The 19133-nt window shown below is 67.1% G+C and carries 18 protein-coding genes; 8 read left to right on the forward strand and 10 right to left on the reverse strand.

From position 1 onward, the window contains the following. The first annotated feature begins 429 nt into the window (after positions 1-429). On the forward strand, positions 430-1476 hold the full coding sequence (locus BPODLACK_RS01195) for a linear amide C-N hydrolase (protein ID WP_159404528.1): 1047 nt from the start codon (positions 430-432) through the stop codon (positions 1474-1476). A 204-nt stretch (positions 1477-1680) separates the two neighbouring features. On the opposite strand, the gene lpdA is transcribed toward BPODLACK_RS01195, so the two are convergent. Next, on the reverse strand, positions 1681-3066 hold the full coding sequence (lpdA, locus tag BPODLACK_RS01200; RefSeq protein ID WP_159404529.1) for a dihydrolipoyl dehydrogenase: 1386 nt from the start codon (positions 3064-3066) through the stop codon (positions 1681-1683). Positions 3067-3186: 120 nt separating this feature from the next. Here lpdA and BPODLACK_RS01205 point away from each other — a divergent pair, with 120 nt between their 5' ends. Together BPODLACK_RS01205 and BPODLACK_RS01210 are read left to right on the forward strand one after the other, a co-directional pair. Further along, the gene (locus BPODLACK_RS01205; RefSeq protein WP_159404530.1) at positions 3187-3813 is read left to right on the forward strand and encodes a TetR/AcrR family transcriptional regulator; all 627 of its coding nucleotides are present in this window, start codon (positions 3187-3189) and stop codon (positions 3811-3813) included. An 11-nt stretch (positions 3814-3824) separates the two neighbouring features. After that, the gene (locus BPODLACK_RS01210; protein WP_159404531.1) at positions 3825-5093 is read left to right on the forward strand and encodes an NADH:flavin oxidoreductase; all 1269 of its coding nucleotides are present in this window, start codon (positions 3825-3827) and stop codon (positions 5091-5093) included. Positions 5094-5166: 73 nt separating this feature from the next. Here the strand turns inward: BPODLACK_RS01210 and BPODLACK_RS01215 are convergent, their stop codons facing one another. Continuing rightward, on the reverse strand, positions 5167-6858 hold the full coding sequence (locus BPODLACK_RS01215; RefSeq protein WP_412768037.1) for a serine hydrolase: 1692 nt from the start codon (positions 6856-6858) through the stop codon (positions 5167-5169). Positions 6859-7020: 162 nt separating this feature from the next. Between BPODLACK_RS01215 and BPODLACK_RS01220 the strand changes: the two genes are divergently transcribed. The 4 genes from BPODLACK_RS01220 to BPODLACK_RS01235 all read left to right on the forward strand — a co-directional run bounded on the left by BPODLACK_RS01220 (position 7021) and on the right by BPODLACK_RS01235 (position 12542). Continuing rightward, positions 7021-9072 (forward strand): prolyl oligopeptidase family serine peptidase, encoded by a 2052-nt coding sequence (locus BPODLACK_RS01220; RefSeq protein WP_159404532.1) that lies wholly within the window; start codon positions 7021-7023, stop codon positions 9070-9072. Positions 9073-9346: 274 nt separating this feature from the next. Then, positions 9347-10084 (forward strand): TerD family protein, encoded by a 738-nt coding sequence (locus BPODLACK_RS01225; protein WP_159404533.1) that lies wholly within the window; start codon positions 9347-9349, stop codon positions 10082-10084. Continuing rightward, entirely contained in the window at positions 10081-10860 is a 780-nt protein-coding gene (locus BPODLACK_RS01230; RefSeq protein ID WP_159404534.1) for a cyclase family protein, read from the forward strand. The genes BPODLACK_RS01225 and BPODLACK_RS01230 overlap by 4 nt, the downstream gene beginning before the upstream one ends. 5 nt (positions 10861-10865) lie before the next feature. Next, a complete protein-coding gene (locus BPODLACK_RS01235; protein ID WP_159404535.1) occupies positions 10866-12542 on the forward strand; it encodes a thiamine pyrophosphate-binding protein in 1677 nt (558 codons plus the stop codon). Positions 12543-12563: 21 nt separating this feature from the next. Here the strand turns inward: BPODLACK_RS01235 and BPODLACK_RS01240 are convergent, their stop codons facing one another. The 8 genes from BPODLACK_RS01240 to BPODLACK_RS01275 all read right to left on the reverse strand — a co-directional run bounded on the left by BPODLACK_RS01240 (position 12564) and on the right by BPODLACK_RS01275 (position 18965). Further along, positions 12564-13358: a hypothetical protein gene (locus tag BPODLACK_RS01240; protein WP_159404702.1), complete on the reverse strand. Its 795-nt coding sequence runs from the start codon at positions 13356-13358 to the stop codon at positions 12564-12566. 63 nt (positions 13359-13421) lie between these two features. Then, the gene (ppk2, locus tag BPODLACK_RS01245) at positions 13422-14372 is read right to left on the reverse strand and encodes a polyphosphate kinase 2 (protein ID WP_159404536.1); all 951 of its coding nucleotides are present in this window, start codon (positions 14370-14372) and stop codon (positions 13422-13424) included. 101 nt (positions 14373-14473) lie between these two features. Continuing rightward, on the reverse strand, positions 14474-14992 hold the full coding sequence (locus BPODLACK_RS01250) for a DUF6764 family protein (RefSeq protein ID WP_159404537.1): 519 nt from the start codon (positions 14990-14992) through the stop codon (positions 14474-14476). Positions 14993-15123: 131 nt separating this feature from the next. Next, positions 15124-15564 (reverse strand): SRPBCC family protein, encoded by a 441-nt coding sequence (locus BPODLACK_RS01255; RefSeq protein WP_159404538.1) that lies wholly within the window; start codon positions 15562-15564, stop codon positions 15124-15126. A 106-nt stretch (positions 15565-15670) separates the two neighbouring features. After that, positions 15671-16348 (reverse strand): DUF4166 domain-containing protein, encoded by a 678-nt coding sequence (locus tag BPODLACK_RS01260; protein WP_159404539.1) that lies wholly within the window; start codon positions 16346-16348, stop codon positions 15671-15673. 153 nt (positions 16349-16501) lie between these two features. Continuing rightward, a complete protein-coding gene (locus BPODLACK_RS01265; protein WP_159404540.1) occupies positions 16502-17110 on the reverse strand; it encodes a TetR/AcrR family transcriptional regulator in 609 nt (202 codons plus the stop codon). Positions 17111-17180: 70 nt separating this feature from the next. Continuing rightward, positions 17181-17999, reverse strand: a complete 819-nt coding sequence (locus BPODLACK_RS01270; protein WP_159404541.1) for a tyrosine-protein phosphatase — start codon at positions 17997-17999, stop codon at positions 17181-17183. Positions 18000-18050: 51 nt separating this feature from the next. Beyond that, entirely contained in the window at positions 18051-18965 is a 915-nt protein-coding gene (locus BPODLACK_RS01275; protein WP_236577589.1) for an alpha/beta hydrolase, read from the reverse strand. Between BPODLACK_RS01275 and BPODLACK_RS23380 the strand changes: the two genes are divergently transcribed. Then, the gene (locus BPODLACK_RS23380; protein ID WP_236577593.1) at positions 18894-19094 is read left to right on the forward strand and encodes a hypothetical protein; all 201 of its coding nucleotides are present in this window, start codon (positions 18894-18896) and stop codon (positions 19092-19094) included. The genes BPODLACK_RS01275 and BPODLACK_RS23380 overlap by 72 nt on opposite strands. The last annotated feature ends 39 nt before the right edge of the window (positions 19095-19133 follow it).

The raw sequence follows: 19133 nt of genomic DNA on the forward strand, positions 1-19133 counted from the left end.
AGAGGCCCGCGCGGATCATTCGGAACGTGCGAATTCGACGGTGGACGCCGGAATCGCGGCGAACTCCCACGTCATCCGCTTCTGTGCCCGGTACCGATCTGTCCAGGTCTTCCGCAATCGGTGTCAGAGCAATCCGCGCCTGCTCAAATTTGCCGCCCGAACCGCTTGTTATGTCACGAAATTGCCGCCCTCGAGTCGGCCGCAATCGGGTGATCGGGGAAGCCCTGTTGCTGCCGCTGCGCGATCCCTCCCCGGGCGGACCGGAACAGTCCGCGCCGGAGCGCCGGCGCGGGACGACACGACGACAAGAATGCGCCGACTTCACTGTGCGGCAGAACATTCGAGATCCTCATGAGTATGCTCACCGGCGACGGACCCCGTCCGTTCGGAGACCGATCCCCATCACGATGAGTTAGGCAGCGACAACGCATGTGCACACGAGTGATCTGGCCCGACGCCAACGGTTCGGTGCTGGTCGGCCGGAACATGGACTTCCACAAGGACCTGATGACCAACCTGTGGAAGCAACCACGCGGCGTGAAGCGCGACGACGGCGTCAAGGGTGAGCTGACCTGGACGTCGAAGTACGGCAGTGTGATCGCGGCGGCCTTCGACATCATCTCGGTCGATGGGCTCAACGAAGCCGGTCTGGCGGGACATGTGCTCTGGCTGGCCGAATCCACCTACGGCACCTACGACGGGTCGCGCACCGCGCTCAGCCAGGCCATCTGGTTGCAGTACTTCCTCGACAACTTCGCCACGGTCGCCGACGCCGTCGCGTGGGTGGCGGAAACCGATGTCCAGGTGGTGCAGATGGACGACCCGACCGGCGGCACCCCGCCCACCATCCACCTGGCGCTCGACGACGCCACCGGCGACTCGGCGATCATCGAATACATCGACGGTCACCCGAAGGTCTACCACGATCCCTCCTACCGCGTGATGACCAATTCACCGACCTTCGACAAGCAGCTCGAGCTGGTCAAGGAGATCCGTGGACTCGGCGGCGACAAACCCCTGCCAGGTTCCACCCTCGCCGCCGATCGATTCGCCCGCGCGTCGTACTACGTCGAACGTCTCGCCCAGCCGGGCACCCAGCTCGAGGGCATCGCCGCGATCTTCAGCGTCATCCGTAACGCCGCGCAACCCTTCCGCATCCCGGACCCGGGCAAACCGGATGCGTCGCAGACCATCTGGCAGACGGTCACGGATCTGACGAACAAGCGTTTCGTCTACGAATCGACCACCCGCCCGAATATCGTGTGGGTCGACCTCGCCGATCTGGACTTCAGCGAGGGTTCGCCGCAACTCAAGCTCGACCTGTGCGGCCGCCTGGCAGTCGAGGGCGGACTCGCCGGCAACGTCAGTGACAAGTTCGAGGACGACGGGCCGATGACCTTCCTGTCGTTGCAGATCCTCGAGGAGCTCGAGAAGGCCGCCGAGACCCAGACCAGCGGGGCTCGGTCCGGGGAATAGTCACCCGCCCGGCTCTCGCCCACAGCACAGACCACAACGGCTGCTGCCGGCCCGCCCCTTTCGGGATGGGACCGGCAGCAGCCGTTGTCGGTGGCCAGAGGTGGATCATGTGCCCGATCGCGCCGTAGCCGACCAACCCGACGCGCGGCTCACAGATTGATCATGTGCCCGATCGCGCCATGGCCGACCAACCCGACGCGCGGCTCACAAATTGATCATGTGCCCGATCGCGCCGTGGAACGTCTCCTGCAGCGCCTCCGACATCGTCGGGTGGGTGTGCACGTTGCGTGCGAGCTCCTTGGCGGTGAGATCCCATTTGTGGGCCAGCGTCAGCTCGGGGAGAAGTTCAGAAACGCCGTCGCCCACCAGGTGTCCGCCGAGAAGTTCGTCGGTGTCGGCGTTGGTGACCAGCTTCGCGAAGCCGGTGGTCTCGCCGAGACCCTGTGCCTTTCCGTTGGCGGTGAACGGGAACGTCGTGGCCTTCACGTTGTAACCCTCGTCCTCGGCCTGCGCCTCGGTGAGTCCGAAGGACGCGACCTGCGGCTGGCAGAAGGTGGCCCGCGGGAGGAAACGGTAGTCACCCAGGGTCATCGTCTCGGCACCGGCGATGGTCTCGGCGGCGACGACGCCCTGCGCCTCGGCGACGTGGGCGAGCTGCAGCTTGGCGGTGACGTCACCGATGGCGTAGATGCCGTCGACGTTGGTGCGCATGTAGTCGTCGATCGCGATGGCGCCGCGGTCGGTGAGCTCGACGCCGGTCTTCTCCAGACCGAAACCCTCGACGCGCGGGGCGAAGCCGACGGACATGAGGACCTTGTCGACGGTCAGCTCGCCGTCCTTGTCCTTCGCGTCCTTGTAGGTGACGGTGACGCTGTCGCCGTTGTCGGTGACCGACTGCACCTTGGTGGAGGTCAGCAGCTTGACGCCGAGCTTCTTGTATTCCTTGGCGACGGCCTTCGACGAGTCGGCGTCCTCGTTGGGCAGGACGCGGTCGAGGAACTCGACGATGGTGACGTCGACGCCGTAGTTGGCGAGCACGTAGCCGAACTCCATACCGATCGCGCCCGCACCGACGATGACGATGGACTCGGGCAGCTCACGGGTCAGGATCTGGGTCTCGTAGGTGACCACGTTCTCCGACAGTTCGACGCCCGGCAGCAGCTTCACGGTCGAGCCGGTGTCGATGATGACGTTGTCGAAGGTGATCTCCCGATTGCCGACCTTGATGGTCTTGGCATCGGTGAACACGCCGTAACCGTCGATCTCGGTGATCTTGTTCTTCTTCATCAGGTAGTGGACGCCCTTGACGATGCCGTCCGAGACCTTGCGGCTGCGGTCGAACGCCGCGCCGAAGTCGAAGGACACGTCGCCACTCATGCCGAAGGTCTTGGCCTGGTGATTGAAGATGTGCGCGAGTTCGGCATTACGGAGCAACGCCTTGGACGGGATACATCCGACGTTGAGACACACACCGCCCCAGTACTTCTCCTCGATGACGGCGGTTTTCATGCCCAGCTGAGCCGCCCGGATCGCGGCTACGTACCCACCTGGACCTGCACCCAATACAACTGTTTGAAAGTGTTCAGCCACGCCTGCCACCCTACGTCCCGTCGATGGTCCGTCGCAGTCCGTCCCCACTACTCGCCGGTAACACCGCGATGGGTTCAATCACTGTTTGAAACACTGTTTGATCTGTGGTTTCATCCCACTGTGACCCAGACCACCGATGCGGCGGCACCCGGGGCCGGATCGGCCGGTACCCGCGAGACCCTGCTCGCCGTCGCCGAACGGCTCTTCCTGGCCGACGGCTACGACAAGGTGTCCGTCCGCGCGATCTGCGCGGCCGCCGACGCCAACCCGGCGGCCGTGCACTACCACTTCGGAACCAAGGACGATCTGACGATCGCCCTGCTCGAATCCCGGCTGGCGCCGTGCTGGGCCGACGCCCTGGCGTCGATCGATCCCGAGACCGACTCGGTGCGTCACGTCGTCGACGTGCTGCTCGCACCATTCGTCGAGCTCCAAGGCGATCCGACCGGCCACCTGCACCTGCGGCTGCTGTCACGGTTCGTCCTCAACCACCCGACGGTCGGCTGGACCGCCCGGTGGTTCGGTCTGGATCCGTTCGCCGACATCCTGCTCGACGCCATCCCCGGACTGCCCGCCGGCGCGGCACGCCGACGCTGGGCACTCGCCTTCCAGCTGATCCTCCTGCGCTTCGGCAGCACCGAGCCGCTCGACGCCAAGGCTGTCGCCGCCCTCGCGGAGTTCGTCACCGCGGGACTGTCGGCGCCTGCTGCCACCAGCCCGTCCGAAACCGCTACCGACAACGATTGAGAGGAACCGACGTGGACAGCCCCGACGCCGGACCGTTCAGCCCAGCACAGCTCGGCCCGCTCACCCTGCGGAACCGCCTGATCAAATGCGCCACCTTCGAGGGCATGACGCCCGATGCCCTCGTCACCGATGAACTGATCGAGTTCCACCGCGAGGTCGCGGCCGGCGGTGTCGCGATGAGCACCGTCGCCTACTGCGCCGTCTCGCCGGAAGGCCGCACCGACCGTCACCAGATCTGGATGCGTCCCGAGGCGATGCCCGGTCTGCGCAAGCTGACCGACGCCATCCACTCCGAGGGCGCACTCGCCGCCGCCCAGCTCGGCCATGCCGGCGCGGTGGCCAACTCGGTGTCGAACCGCGCGAAGGCGTGGGGTCCGGGCCGCATCCCCGCACCGATGGGGATGTCGTTGACCCACAAGGCATCTGTCGAGGACATCGCCGAGTTGCGGGTCAAGTTCCGGCGGGCCGCCCGCATCGCCGTCGACTCCGGCTTCGACGGGCTCGAGATCCACTGCGGGCACAACTATCTCATCTCCAGCTTCCTGTCTCCCCTGCTCAACCATCGTCGCGACGGCTACGGCGGGAGCCTGGCCAACCGCGCACGCATCGCCCGCGAGGTCGTCGAGAGCGTGCGTGAGGAGGTCGGGAACGAGGCCGCGATCTGGGTGAAGCTCAACACCTACGACGGCGTCGGCAAGCCCGACATCGAGCGCTCGCCGGAGGCACGGGCGAAGGGGCGCGCCAAGCTGAGCAGCTTCAACGTCGACGAGGCATGTCAGGTGGCGCAGCTGCTGGAGTCCGACGGCCATCTCGACGCCATCGAACCCACCGCGGGCAGCTCGCTGCTCAACCCGATGTACCTGTTCCACGGCGACGCCCCGCGCAAGGAGTTCGCCGACGCCTTCTCCGGCGCGATGAAGTACGGGCTCAAGGCTTTCGCACCGATCTTCCTCAAGCGCTACCAATACCACGACGGCTATCTGCTGCCGCTCGCCCGCGAGCTGCGCAAGGCGGTCGACCTGCCGATGATCCTGCTCGGCGGCATCACCGACCGGGCGTCGATGGACATGGCGATGGCCGAGGGCTTCGAGTTCATGGCGATGGGCCGCGCGGTCCTGCGAGAACCCGACCTGCCGCTGCGGATCGCCGCGGACCCGTCGACGAAGTCGCGGTGCATCCACTGCAACCTCTGCATGCCGACGATCTACTCGCACACGCGGTGTCCGATCCGCACGGGCGAGGTTCCCGATCCACTGCCCGCCGCATCGCCGACGAGCTGACTCGCGGCAGCTGTCGCAGATCGTGTCGCCGGTCGAACCGATCCGCGACAGCTGTTGCACGGTCGGACCCGTCTCACCTCCGCAGGAAGACCCCGTCGCTCTCCTCGTCGTCGTAGTACTCGACCGTCATCTTCGGACCGTCGAAGGTCACCTGCGAGATCGTGCCGATCTCGGCGTTCTCGTCGTGCAGGGTGAAGGTGAAGGTGTTGCGGTCCCAATGGGCGAGTTCGTGTTTGCGGACGCCGCCCGGACCCATCTCGAGGAACAGCTTGCCGTCCCGTTCGACGACCACGGCCGGTCCGTATACGGCATTCGCGTAGGTGCCCACGAACGTCGGCAACGGCTGTGACGGCGTGGGATTCGCCGGACGCTGCTTCCCGACGAGCTCGCCGTTCGGCACGCTGAGGGGCGCATAGACCTTGGCATAGAGCTTGCGCCAGTCGCTGCGGATCTCGCCGAACTGCACGAGGTCCATGAACTCGGCGGCCAGCGCGTCCACCGCGCCGATGGGTGCGGCGTTGGACAGCACGACGATCGCCGTGTCCGCCGACGGCAGGATCGAGAACACGGTGCCCGCACCGGACGCGAACGCGCCGGCGTGGCTGAACTGGGTGCGGGCGTCGGCCGTCACGCCCACGTTGAAGCCGTAGCCGTAGAAACCGGCACGCGTGTCCGGGTTCGCCGGCGGACTCGACACGACCTGCGGCGACACCGCGGGCAACAGTGCGTCCGGGGCGACGATCTCCGCGCCGTCGTGCTTGCCCTGCGCCAGAACCATCTTCAGCCAGATGGCCATGTCGTTGACCGTCGAGCTGACCCCACCGGCCGGTGTCTGGGCATCGGGGTCACGAGGGATGGTGGTCTTGGCCCACTTGCCGTCGAGCTTGATGTGCCCGACGGCACGGTCGGTCCGCTTCTCGAAATCCGCGTAGCGGGAACTGGTGCTGGTCATGCCCAGTGGTCCGTAGATGAGATCCTGCGACAGCGTCGGCCAGTCCTTGCCCGCCTTCGCGGCAACCGCCTCACCGCCGGTGGTCACGCCGAAGTTGGTGTAGGCGTAGCTGATCCGGAACGGGTCGAGAGGCATGAAGCGGAGCCGCTGGAGAACCTCGGTCCGCGAATAACCCATGTCCTCGAGTTTGTCGCCGGCGTGGTCCGGCAGTCCGGATCGGTGCGAGTACATGTCCCCGACGGTCACCGTGCGGGTGACGTACGGATCGGAGAGCGCGAACCAGGGCAGCCCGTCGACGATGGGCATGTCCCAGGCCACGGTCTTGTCCGTGACCGCCGCGCCGACCACCGTCGACCCGACGGATTTGGACACCGACGCGAGCTGGAAGACGGTGTCGGGATCGACCTTCTGACCCGTGGTCACGTCCTTGACCCCGAATCCCTTCGCATACTTGGTCTCACCGCCCGACACCACCGCCACCGCCAGACCCGGCAACCCGGTCGACGACATCAGCGACTCGACGAGCCCGTCGAGCTGTCCGACGGCCTTGTCCACCGCGTCGGCCGGCAACGGCCTCGCGACGACGGCGTTCGGGTTCACCAACGCCGACGACCCCGACGGTTCGGTCGGCGGGGAGCCGGTACCGGAGGACCCGCTGTCACAGGCGGCCACGAGGGCGATCACCGAGAGCGCCGCGCAGACCGCCACCGGCACCCGCCCCCATCGGGGAGCGTGTCGTCGCGGGAAACTGCCGGGGATGTGGCCGCGAACACGGCCGTGGCGCCGGACGGGGGCCGAATCGAAAGTGGGCATGCGGATCTCCTCATCCTCGCGCAGAGAAGATACCGCGTGGTGCGTCGCCAGGTCGCGATTCCCCAGTTCATCGGCACGATCTCGGCCGAGCGAGGCACAGACGTACCGCGCGCGGCCCCGCAACATCCGTGACCGGCACCCGGCCCGCGTAAGTTTGACGCCATGACCGAGCAGGCCGACGGCATCTCCACCAGCATCGACGATCCCTTCCTCTGGCTCGAGGACGTCACCGGCGACGAGGCGCTGACGTGGGTGCGCTCCCACAACGAACCCACCGTCGAGACGCTCTCGTCGTCGGACCGCTTCCGCGACATGGAGGCGTCGGCCCTGGCGATCCTCGACACGGACGACCGCATCCCGTTCGTCCGGCGTCGCGGCGAGTTCCTCTACAACTTCTGGCGCGATGCGGCGAATCCTCGCGGGCTCTGGCGACGTACGACGCTGGAGTCCTACGTGACCGACGCGCCCGAATGGGAGATCATTCTCGACATCGACGAACTCGCTCGCACCGAAGACGAGAACTGGGTGTGGTCGGGCGCGACGGTGCTCCGGCCCGAGTACGAGCGCGCGCTGGTGTCGCTGTCCCGGGGTGGTGCCGACGCCAGCGTGATCCGCGAGTTCGACATCCCGTCGCGGCAGTGGATCACCGATGGCTTCACGTTGCCGGAGAACAAGTCGAATGTGCGCTGGATCGACCGTGACACCGTCTACGTGGGAACAGATTTCGGGGAACAGCCGGACGGTGTGGGCTCGCTGACCGACTCCGGCTATCCCCGCGTGGTCAAGCGCTGGTCGCGGGGTGTGCCGCTCGAGGACGCCATCACGGTCTTCGCAGGCGAGAAGAGCGACGTGTCGGTGCACGCGACCTACGACGACACCCCCGGGTTCGAGCGGCACTTCGTCTCGCGTTCGACGGACTTCTTCAACTCCCTGTTGTTCGAACTGCGCGACGGCGAACCGGAACTGATCGACGTCCCGACCGACGCTCACGCCGGGGTGCGGATGAACTGGCTGCTGGTGATGACGCGGTCGGAATGGGAGGTCGCCGGTACGACCCACGCGCCGGGCACCCTGCTCGCGTTCGACTACGACGACTACCGTGCCGGTGGCCGCGAGGCCGCGGTGCTGTTCACCCCGGACGCGCACATAAGCCTCGTCGACTATGCCTACACGCGTTCACATCTCATCATCGTGACGTTGCACGATGTGCACACCCGGGTCGAGGTGCGCGAGCTCGGCAGCTGGAAGGTCATCGACTTCCCGGGCCTCCCGGACCTCGCCACCGTGTCGGTTCTCGACACCGATCCCGACGAGAGCGACGAGGTGTTCTGGATGGCCGCCTCGTTCACCGATCCGCCGAGTCTGCTGCACAGCGACGGCACCAGTCCTCGGGTCATCAAGCGCAGCCCGACGTTCTTCGATTCCGAATCGGTGATCGCCGAACAGTATTTCGCGACATCGGAGGACGGGACCCAGATCCCTTACTTCGTGATCCGCCGCCGGGACGTGACCACCGGCCCCACCTTGCTGTACGGCTACGGCGGTTTCGAGAACTCGCTCACCCCGAACTACCTGTCGATCTCCGGCAAGAACTGGATCGAACGCGGTGGCACCTACGTGATCGCGAACATCCGCGGCGGCGGCGAGTACGGACCCTCCTGGCACACGCAGGCCCAGAAGGCCGGACGCCACCTGGTGTACGAGGATTTCGCTGCCGTCGCCGGGGCTCTCGTCGACAGCGGACTCACCACTCCGGAACAGCTCGGCGCACAGGGTGGTTCCAACGGCGGACTTCTCATGGGCGTCATGCTCACCCGATACCCGGAGCTCTTCGGCGCGTTGGTGTGCCAGGTCCCGCTGATCGACATGAAGCGCTACCACCTGTTGCTCGCAGGCGCGTCATGGGTTGCCGAGTACGGCGACCCCGACGATCCCGAGCAGTGGGAGTTCATGCAGCCGTTCTCGCCTTATCAGAACATCGATCCGGATGTCTCGTACCCGCCGATCCTCGTGACGACGTCCACCCGGGACGACCGCGTCCATCCCGGCCACGCCCGCAAACTGGTTGCGCGGCTGGAGGAGACGGACCACGAGGTGATGTACTACGAGAACATCGAGGGCGGGCACGGCGGCGCCGCGGACAACAAGCAGGCCGCGTTCAAGACCGCACTCGCCTTCGAGTTCCTGTGGCGGAAGCTGGCTCCCGAGTCCTGATCCATGAGGCGCGACAAGCGCACAACCACCTGCTCCCCGATCCGAAAGAGCGACGCCGCCTCCGCAAGCTCCGGAGTTCGCGTCCCCGAGAGTGACGTCCGAGGGCAGGATGCCCTCGGACACCCCTCAGCGGGACTCGAGTTACCGCCGATCTCCGCGGTGCGCGTCGAAGGTGACCAGCACGCGGCTGCTGACGCCGTCGACTCTCCACTACCCTGGGCAGCAGATCGCCGGCACCGACGACGATGTCAGCACGACGAGATGAGGGAACGAGATGGGGATCGACTACACCAAGCGTCCGAAAGCCCAACCGCCGCAATCGCCTGCGCAGCCCCCATCGACTCCACCCGCACCGGGCTACGGCCAGCAGGCACCGGCTCCCGGCTATGGTCAGCAGCCGCCCGCCCAGCCGGTGTCGCTCTCCAAGATCACCCTGACCAAGTCGGCGCCGAGTATCTCCCTGAGCAAGCAGGGCGCGACCACCGGTCAGGTCCGCGTCAACCTCAGCTGGACCGCCAACTCCTCCGGCGGCGGCCTGTTCCGCAAGGCCAAGGGCATCGACCTCGACCTCGCCTGCCTGTGGGAGTTCACCGACGGCAGCAAGGGAATCGTCCAGGCCCTCGGCAACTCATTCCAGGCACCCCGCCAGGGACAACCGATCATCTACCTCGACGGTGACGACCGGCGCGGCGCCGGCGGCGAGAACATGTACATCGACCTCTCCGCCACCAACCAGATCCGTCGAATCCTGATCTTCGCCTACATCTACGAGGGCACCCCGAACTGGGCGAGCGCCAACGGCGTCGTCACGTTGTCCCCGGTCAGCGGCCCGGAGATCGAGGTCCGTCTCGACGAGGCCGACCAGTCCGCCATCTCCTGCGCCATCGCGCTGCTCGAGAACCGCCGCGGCGAACTGGTGATCAACCGCGAGGTGCGCTACATCCGCGGTGCGCAGGACAAGATCGACGAGGCCTACGGCTGGGGTATGAACTGGCGGGGTGCCCGCAAGTGAGCGCCACCGCCCTGTCCGGCTTCCTCACCGGCCTCGCCGACGGATCCCTGCAGGTGATCGACCTGACCACCCCGCTGTCGAGTTCGACTCCGGCCCTGCGGTTGCCGGCCCCGTTCGTGAACCTGATCGACTTCAGTCTCGAAGAGGTCAGCGCCTACAACGAACCCGGACCGTACTGGCGGCACAACAACATCCACACCGGGGAGCACATCGGCACCCACCTCGACGCGCCGATCCACTGGATCAGTGGTCGCGAGGGTGACGACGTCTCCCAGATCCCGGTGCAGCGACTGATCGGGCCGGCCGCGGTCCTCGACCTGACCGCCCAGGTCGCCGACAACGCCGACTACCTGCTCGAGGTCGCCGACGTCGAGGCGTGGGAGGCCGATCACGGCGAGCTGCTGCCGGGCGCCTGGCTCCTGCTGCGCACCGGTTGGGAGTCGCGCGGCGGGTCGGAGGCCGAGTTCCTCAACGCCGACGAGACCGGCTCGCACACCCCCGGCGTCTCGGTCGAGTGCGCGCAGTGGCTGGCCACGCAACGACAGATCACCGGGCTCGGCGTCGAGACCGTCGGCGTCGACGCCGGTCTCGCGGGTGGTTTCGATCCGGCCTTCCCCGTCCACTACCACTTCCTCGGCAACGACAAGTACGGCCTGACCTCGCTGCGAAATCTCGGTTCGCTGCCGGCGACCGGCGCCGTGATCGTCGTCAGCCCGCTCCCGATCGTCGGTGGTACCGGTAGCCCGTCGCGGGTCCTGGCGATCGTCGAGAGCTGATCGGCGTGACCGGCACTGCAGCAACGTACGGCCCCACGGTCGCCGACGTCGTGGGCCGGGTTCTCGCCGACCTGGGCGTCGGCCACGCCTTCGGGGTCGTCGGCAGCGGCAACTTCGTGATGACGAATGCGTTGCGCGCCGGTGGGGTCGGGTTCACCGCGGCTCGTCACGAAGGCGGTGCGGCATCCATGGCCGACGCCTACTCGCGTATGTCGGGCCGGGTGGGCGTGCTGACCGTGCACCAGGGCTGCGGACTGACGAACGCGGTCACCGGCATCGGCGAGGCGGCCAAGAGTCGCACCCCGATGATCGTGCTGACCGCCGACGCCCCGGCGGCTGCGCTGCGGTCGAACTTCCGGATCGACCAGGACGCACTGGCGACGAGCGTCGGCGCGGTCAGCGACCGCGTCCACGGACCGGACACAGTGGTCGCCGACGTGACCCGCGCCTACCGCACCGCGGTGACCCAGCGCCGGACCGTCGTCCTGAACGTCGCGATCGACGTGGCCGCGGCTCCTGCCGAGATCACCGGGCCGGTCGTCGCATCGGTTGCGACGCCGCGGGTCCGGCCCGACACCACGTCGGTCGAGACCCTCGCCGCGGCCATCCGCGCGTCCCGTCGACCGGTCTTCGTCGCGGGTCGGGGCGGCCGCGAGGCCGGACCGCAGATCGCCGCGCTCGCCGAGGCCGGCGGCGCGCTGCTCGCGACCTCAGCCGTCGCCAACGGGCTCTTCGCCGGAAATCCGTTCTCGCTGGGCATCTCCGGAGGATTCTCGTCGCCGATGGTCGCCGAACTCATCTCCGACGCCGACCTCATCGTCGGGTGGGGTTGCGCGCTCAACATGTGGACGATGCGTCACGGCCGCCTCATCGGCGATCAGACCGTCGTGGCCCAGGTCGACGTCGAGGTCGAGGCGATCGGTGCGCACCGTCCCGTCGACATCGGCGTGGTGGGAGATTGTGCCGCCACGGCCGCCGATGTGCGCGTCGCCCTGTCCGGTGATCCGCTGACGCACAGCGGATACCGCACCCCCGAGGTCGCCGGGCGGATCGCCGCGTCCGCGCGGTGGCAGGACGTACCGGTCACCGCCGAACCCGTCGAGGGACGGATCGACCCGCGCTCCTTGACCATAGCGCTGGACGAGATCCTGCCCATCGATCGGATTCTCTCGATCGATTCGGGCAACTTCATGGGCTACCCGTCGACGCACCTCTCGGTACCCGACGAGTTCGGCTTCTGCCTCACCCAGGCATTCCAGTCGATCGGCCTCGGGCTGGGCACCGCGATCGGCGCGGCGGTCGCCCAGCCCGGTCGGCTCCCGGTTCTCGGAACCGGCGACGGCGGCTTCCTGATGGCGATCTCCGAACTGGAAACCACTGTGCGCCTGGCACTCCCACTCGTGGTGATCGTCTACAACGACTCCGCCTACGGCGCCGAAGTACACCACTTCGGCGACGCCGACATGACCACGGTGACGTTTCCCGAGGTCGACATCGCCGCCATCGCCCGCGGCCATGGCGCCACCGGCGTGACGGTCACCGGGTTCGACGACCTCGACGAGGTACGACGCTGGGTCGCATCACTCGAATCACCCGAACCGTCCGGTCCGCTGGTCATCGACGCCAAGATCACGAATGACGGCGGATCCTGGTGGCTCGCCGAGGCGTTCGCCGGGCACTGAGCCTCGGAGGCGCCGACTCGCTCATCGCCGGCCGGCGAAGATCATCCGGCCCAGGAGTCCGACGACGAACATCGCGACCCCCACACCGCCGACGATGAGCGCGACGTGGGTGAGGTCGGAGTAGGCACCGTCGATGATCAGTTCGGCCACCTGCCGACCCGACGATTCGGCACCGGAGACCTCCTGCTTGGCGCGGTCGGCGAAGAACATTCCGATGGCCCAGCTGGCGACCCCGGCCGCGACGGCCCCGAGGCCGAGCCAGGCGAACACGGTGCTGCGCCGTCTGGCCAGCAACAGAGCGAGGAGCCCGGCGACGACCGCCACCGCTGCCGCCACCCGGGCGAGGACGGTAATCTGCTTCCCCACCTCGGCATATCGACCGGCCTCGAGACCCGATGCACCATTGGTCAATTCGACGACGACCGGTCCCGAGATCTCGTTCGGGGTACCGGTCAGGTTGAGCGCCCGGTTGATCATCGCGGTGATGTCGAGCTGCATGATGGAGGTGTCCTCGCCCGGGGCGGGTTCGGTGAACAGCCAGGCGTGCTGCTGACCGACGACGTCGGCGAAGTCGAGCCGGAACTGCTCGCTGTCGGTGTATCTGCCGGCCAGTGGACGCACCAGTGCACCCGCGATCGGGAGATCGGTCCGGGCCGTGGCCTGGGCGGCTATCTCGTCGGCGAGGTAGTCCTTCACCTTCTGGTTCTCGGCCATCGGCGCCACGGTGGAGACGAATCCGTCCTGGTCGACGATGCGAAGATCGAGCCAGAGAGCGGGGACCGCGAGCACGGTCGCAGCCATCGCGACGAGCGTCATCAGGGCACTGAGAAAGCTACGCACCCCACGAGGCTACCGATCCCCCACTCCTGCGCCCGACGGCTACTCCCCGACGACGTCGGCGGCACGTCCGACGATCAGTGGGTCGGGCCGGCCGACGAACTCGTGGTTCTTGCCGTCGTACTCGAACAGGCTGAGCACGTGCCGCATCGCGTTGATGCGTGCCCGCTTCTTGTCGTTGGACTTCACCACCGTCCACGGCGCGTGGTCGGTGTCGGTGGCGGCGAACATCGCCTCCTTGGCCTCGGTGTAGGCATCCCACTTGTCCAACGACGCGAGGTCCATCGGCGAGAGCTTCCACTGCCGGACCGGGTCGATCTGCCGGATGGCGAACCGCGTGCGCTGCTCGAGCGGGGTCACCGAGAACCAGAACTTCACCAGATTGATGCCGTCGTCGACGAGCATCTTCTCGAAGGCCGGGACCTGCGACATGAACTGGGTGTACTGCGGCGGGCTGCAAAAACCCATCACCCGTTCGACGCCGGCGCGGTTGTACCAGGAGCGATCGAAGAAGACCATCTCGCCGCCGGCGGGCAGATGCTGGACGTAACGCTGGAAGTACCACTCGGTCGCCTCGCGCTCGCTGGGCTTCTCCAGCGCGACCACGCGCGCACCGCGCGGGTTGAGGTGTTCGTTGAAGCGTTTGATGGTGCCACCCTTGCCGGCGGCGTCGCGGCCCTCGAAGACCAGCAGGTGCCGCTGCCCGGTCTGCTTGGACCACTTCTGCAGTTTGAGCAGTTCGATCTGCAGACGACGTTTGGTGACCTCGTACTCGCGCCGGCTCATGCGCTCGGAGTACGGATAGTCCTGGCGCCAGGTGTCGACGACGTTGCGGTGGGGCAGCGTCAGAAGGACCGGGTCATCGTCATCGTCGTCGTTGACCGTGAACTGCGTGACGTCGTGCAGGTCGACGAGCTGCTGAAGTGCCTCCCGGCCGTTCAGGACACTGAAGTCCGGGCCGATGTGGGGGTCTGCGTCGTGGAGATCGGTCACGATCCCACGATAGGACGCCTGGGCGGACAACACCCGACGCGCCGGTGAACGACGCGCCGCGTCGGGTGTTTTCGTCTCAGATCAGTGGGCGGATCACCCGGTCAGTTCCGCAGATCGATGGAACCCGAATGCAGGCAAGCCTTTCCGGTGATCGTGTCGAAGCCCGCCGCAAAACCGCCGCTGCACTGCGCCCCGTCGGGTCCGGCGTAGGCCTGCCCGCCCCACCCGCCGACCGCCACCGTGGTGCCGCCGCGTCGCGCCTGCGCGATGGACAACGCCTTGGGGCCGGTGGTCACCGAATACGCCACGCCGCGCGAGTTGGCACCCGCGAGCGCCGACGACCCGGGCTGCAGGTTGTAGGACGATGCGTTGCCGCCGTTGTCCGACACGGAGATGGCGGTGCCGTTGCCGCTGCGGTCCTCGGCGATCGCGCGGCTGCCCAACCCGGCCTTGGCGCCACATCCGCTGGCACCCACGACCCGTTCGATCTGAGTCCCGTTGGACGCCGAGCACGCAACAGCCGACGCGACTCCCTCACCGGATAATCCGGCGAATGCGACACAACCGGCGCCGCCGGCGAGAAGGACCAGTGCCCGCACAGCAAATTTGTTGATATTCAAAGGATTTGGCCTCCATGACGCGACGGCTGGGCAGATGACGATCCCAGGGTACCCGGGGCCGGTGCGGACCACCCAGGGGATCGTCGGAGCGACATCGTCCGGATGCCGACCCCGGGGCGCAGACTGCTCGTTCAGCCGATGGCGCGCTTCTCGACTTCGGCGGAAAGCCCCTTACGTGCGGTGTCGACGGCCATCTTCTGTGCTCGTTTGACGATCAGTCCCGGAAGTTTGATCTTGAGATCCACGCCCAGGTCGAAGTGCACGTGCGCGCCGGTGTCGGTTTCCGTGACGGTGTACTTGCCGTGCTGTTCACTGAGCTGATTCGACTTGACCAGATGCCATTCGCAGGTCGTCTCGGTCCACTCGTAGGTGCAGGTCTGCTCGTCGGAGATCCCGGCGGCGGTGACCACCATGCGCACGGTCCTCGGTTTGCCGTCGTCGTGCTCGTCGAGGATCTCGGCCTCCTTGTGCGGGCCCGACCAGTCGGGGAGGGACTCGATGTCCATGAGCACTTCCATCACCACCGAGACCGGGGCGGCGACGTGGAATTCGATGTTCGCGGAGACAGCCATGGGGTGAACCTACCGCCCGACGGTCACGGCCACACAACGAACCGTCGGCCGACGGGCCCCGATCCTGGTCGGTTGACCAAAACGCGGTCCGGCCGGCGGCGGAGACTCAGCTCTCGCGGTCGACCAGGTTCACCGGCCACGCCTCGTCGGGGATGTCGCGGAGCGTGCACGCCTGGTCCACGGCGGTGAACCAACCGCGGAAATGCATGATCTCGCCGATGACGGGGTTGCGGACCGTCATGTCGCAGCGAAAGCGTTCGCGCTTCTCGTCCCAGCCCTCGATGTACTTCATCTGCGCGGTGAACAGTCCGCGCATACCCACCTTCGGCCCGCGTCCCAGCCAGCGCATCGGCCCGCTCTCGAGAAGCAGTTCGCCGCCCGGGGTCACCGAGGGCTCGATCGGATACAGGAACTCGGGTCCGTCGCCGAAGTAGTCGACGAGTCCGGTGCGTCCCGCGACGAGCAGCGAGTTGAGCTTGCGCGGACCGGTCGTGTACTGGAAGGTCCGCAGTACGGCCAGGGATTCCCGCTCCAGCTCGTCGGTGTAGCAGTAGTAGGCCTGGGTGAGCGGAACCATCCGGCTGGTCTTGGACGGGAGCGCATTCCGTTTGGCGTAGTGCCAGAGAGCCGGCGGGGGCAGCGCCGAGGACACGTACACCGACTCGTACATCCCGTGACAGATCTGCGCGACACCGGAGGTGGAATCGATGCCGTAACGCCATGCGACGTTGGGATGGAGGCGGTCGAAGTCCGAGCCCAGCTCGTGCCGGAAGACCGGCGTCATCGTATCCCCTCCCGAACTCGGCCCAGCGTCGTCTCACGGCGTATACCACCGCGGTAGCGCCACCGTGAACCTACTACGGAGCCCTCCCCAAGCCAACGGCGAACAGATGACCAGGTCTGCGGGTTCGAAAGCCTCAGGCGGCGCCGGGTGGCGTCACTGCCGATAGACCGCGGCGTCGCAGAGGGCGGCCAGTTCGGTGATGACGCGGTCGAGCGGCTCGACGCTGCGCTGAGTCTGACAGAGCGCGACGGCACCCTCGATGGCGGCGACGACGAGGTTGGCCAGCGAGTCGGCGCGTTCGCTGTCCACGCCGTCGACGACGAGCCGGGCGGTGATGAGATCGGCCCAGCGGCGGAGGATCTCGGCCGCGGCATCGGCGACCTCGGGTTCACCGCGCCGCGCCAGACCGCCCGCGATGACCGGGCAGCCGAACTGATAATCGGTGTTGACCAGCATCCGCCGCCAGACGTCGCCGATCTCGCGGACCGTCTCGGCCGGTGTGAGCGTCGCCCGGCGCGCGAGTCGTTCGGCGATGAAATCGCCTGCATAGCGGACGGCCTCGGTCATGAGCTGTGTCTTGCCACCGGGAAAGTGATGGTAGATGGACCCGCGGGGCGCCGCGCTCGCGGCGATCACGTCGCCGATCGAGGTCGCGGCGACACCATCACGTCCGATCAGGTCCGCGGCGTGGACGATCATCCGTTCACGCGGACCGCGCGCATCCGATCCGGAGATGACGGATTCGGCGGAATGCGGCGCCATGACCTGCTCCTTCATCTGGGCCCGAGTGGTCTATGCAACTATACATAGCTCGGCACGCCAGAGTGCCCGGTCAGCTTTCGACGAGGAACCGCTCGCGGATCTTCTCCTGCTCGCCCGGACCGATCCCGAGCGCCTCGACGAAGTACCCTTCGATCCCGCCGAACCTGCTGTGCACCTCGTCGAACGCGGCATCCAGATATCCCGCATCGACGCCGAGTACGCCGACCAGGAGCTGCGGGTCGCCGCCTGCTGCCGCGAAGCCGTCGAAGATGTGCTTCAGCGCCGGGATGAGCCGCTCGTTGGTCAGCAGGTAGTCACGATAGACGTCCTCTTCGCCCACCCCGACGAGCGTCAGGAACGCGGCTGCGGCCCAGCCCGTGCGATCCTTGCCGGTCGTGCAGTGGAAGAGGATCGGGCTGGGCGCGTCGCCGAGCAGTCCGCGGTAGAACTCCGCATAGGCCTCGATGGCGCTGGGCAGGGTGATCATCTCCCGGTAGGTACCGGAGATCATCTCGCGGGCCTTGCCGCCGGCCAGCATCTGACCGGCCTGGGCGACCGCCACCGGATCGGCGAGCACGGCACCGATGTTGGCCGGAATCGACATCTGGGCATCGGCGAGCACATCGAGGCCGATCCCGGTGGCGCCGGGCAGTGCCGGGTCCGGGATGGCCTCCCGCTCATGCGCCGACCGGAGGTCGTAGACGGTCCGGAGGCCGAGGCCCGCGAGGGCGGCGAGGTCGGAGTCGGCGAGTGAGGAGAAGTCCGTCGACCGGAACAGCGTCCCGGAGCGCACCACTCGCCCGTCGCCGGTCCGCCAGCCGCCCAGGTCACGCAGATTCGGGAGGCTGCCGATCGGGCTCGGTGCACCGGGTGTCGTCACGCGACTCATCGTGGCAGATCGGGGCGGAAACCGGGCGACCGGCGGCCGATCACGCCGCGGTCAACGATTCAGCGCGCGGTCGAGCGTCGGCCACGACTTGGCCAGTTGGTCCTGCCAGTACGGCCAGGAGTGCGTCCCGGGTTCGTAGTCGATCGTTGCCGGGATGCCGAGTTGATCGAGCCGGCGCTCGAGGTTGCGCGTGCAGTGATGCGTCGCTGCCTCGATGACACCGCCCACCGCGATCTGATCGGCGTAGATGACGGTGTCGCCGCCGATCCCCGCACCGGTGAGCCGGTCGTGCGGGCCGGGCAGGCCGGTACCCGAGCTGATGTAGATCGACTTCCCGCGGAGCTTGCCGGCGTTGACCACCGGATCGTGCTCTCGCCACGCCGGCGACCCGATCGGCCCCCAGATGTTGGTCACGTCGCCACCACCGCGGAGTTCGACCACCGCCTGGATCGCCAGCCGGCCGACGTCGGTGCTCGTTTCCGCGCAGCCGCTGTACGACGCGACCGCGGTGTAGAGATCGGGAGCGGCTTCGGCAAGGCTCAGCGCCGAGGTTCCCGCCATCGAGATACCCGCGATGGCGTTGACCCCGGTGGTGTTGAGTTCGCCGTCGATGACCGGCGGGAGTTCCTTGGTCAGGAAGGTCGTCCATTTGTTGCGGCCGAGGACCGGGTCCACATTCACCCAATCGGTGTAATAGCTGTACGCACCGCGCATGGGGACGACGACGTTGACATTCTTGTCATCGACGAAGTCGACGATATCGGTCTGCTCGAACCAATGACCGTTTCCCTCGCCGCCACCGGCGCCATTCAACAAATAGAGCGTGGGTCGGGGTGTCGACCTGTCCGCAGGGACCAGCACGCGGACCGGGACATCTCGTCTCATCGATGCCGAATGTACGGCAAGGTCGAGGACACGACCTTGCGCGACGGCTTCGGCCAGCCGCTCGACACGGGCCGCATGCACCCCGTCATCAGCCGAAGCCGTCGACGGGATGGCAAGGGCGGCAACAGTTGTCAAGACAGAGACCAGCGCAACGGTCAGGCGTCGGTGGCGGTCACCGCCAACAGCAGACATCAGTGTCCCTTCAACTGACTTCAACCGCGCCACGGTCTCGACAACGGAATACGAACG

Origin of the sequence: Gordonia sp. YY1 (assembly GCF_009872315.1) — a bacterium.
Classification (GTDB): domain Bacteria; phylum Actinomycetota; class Actinomycetes; order Mycobacteriales; family Mycobacteriaceae; genus Gordonia; species Gordonia amicalis.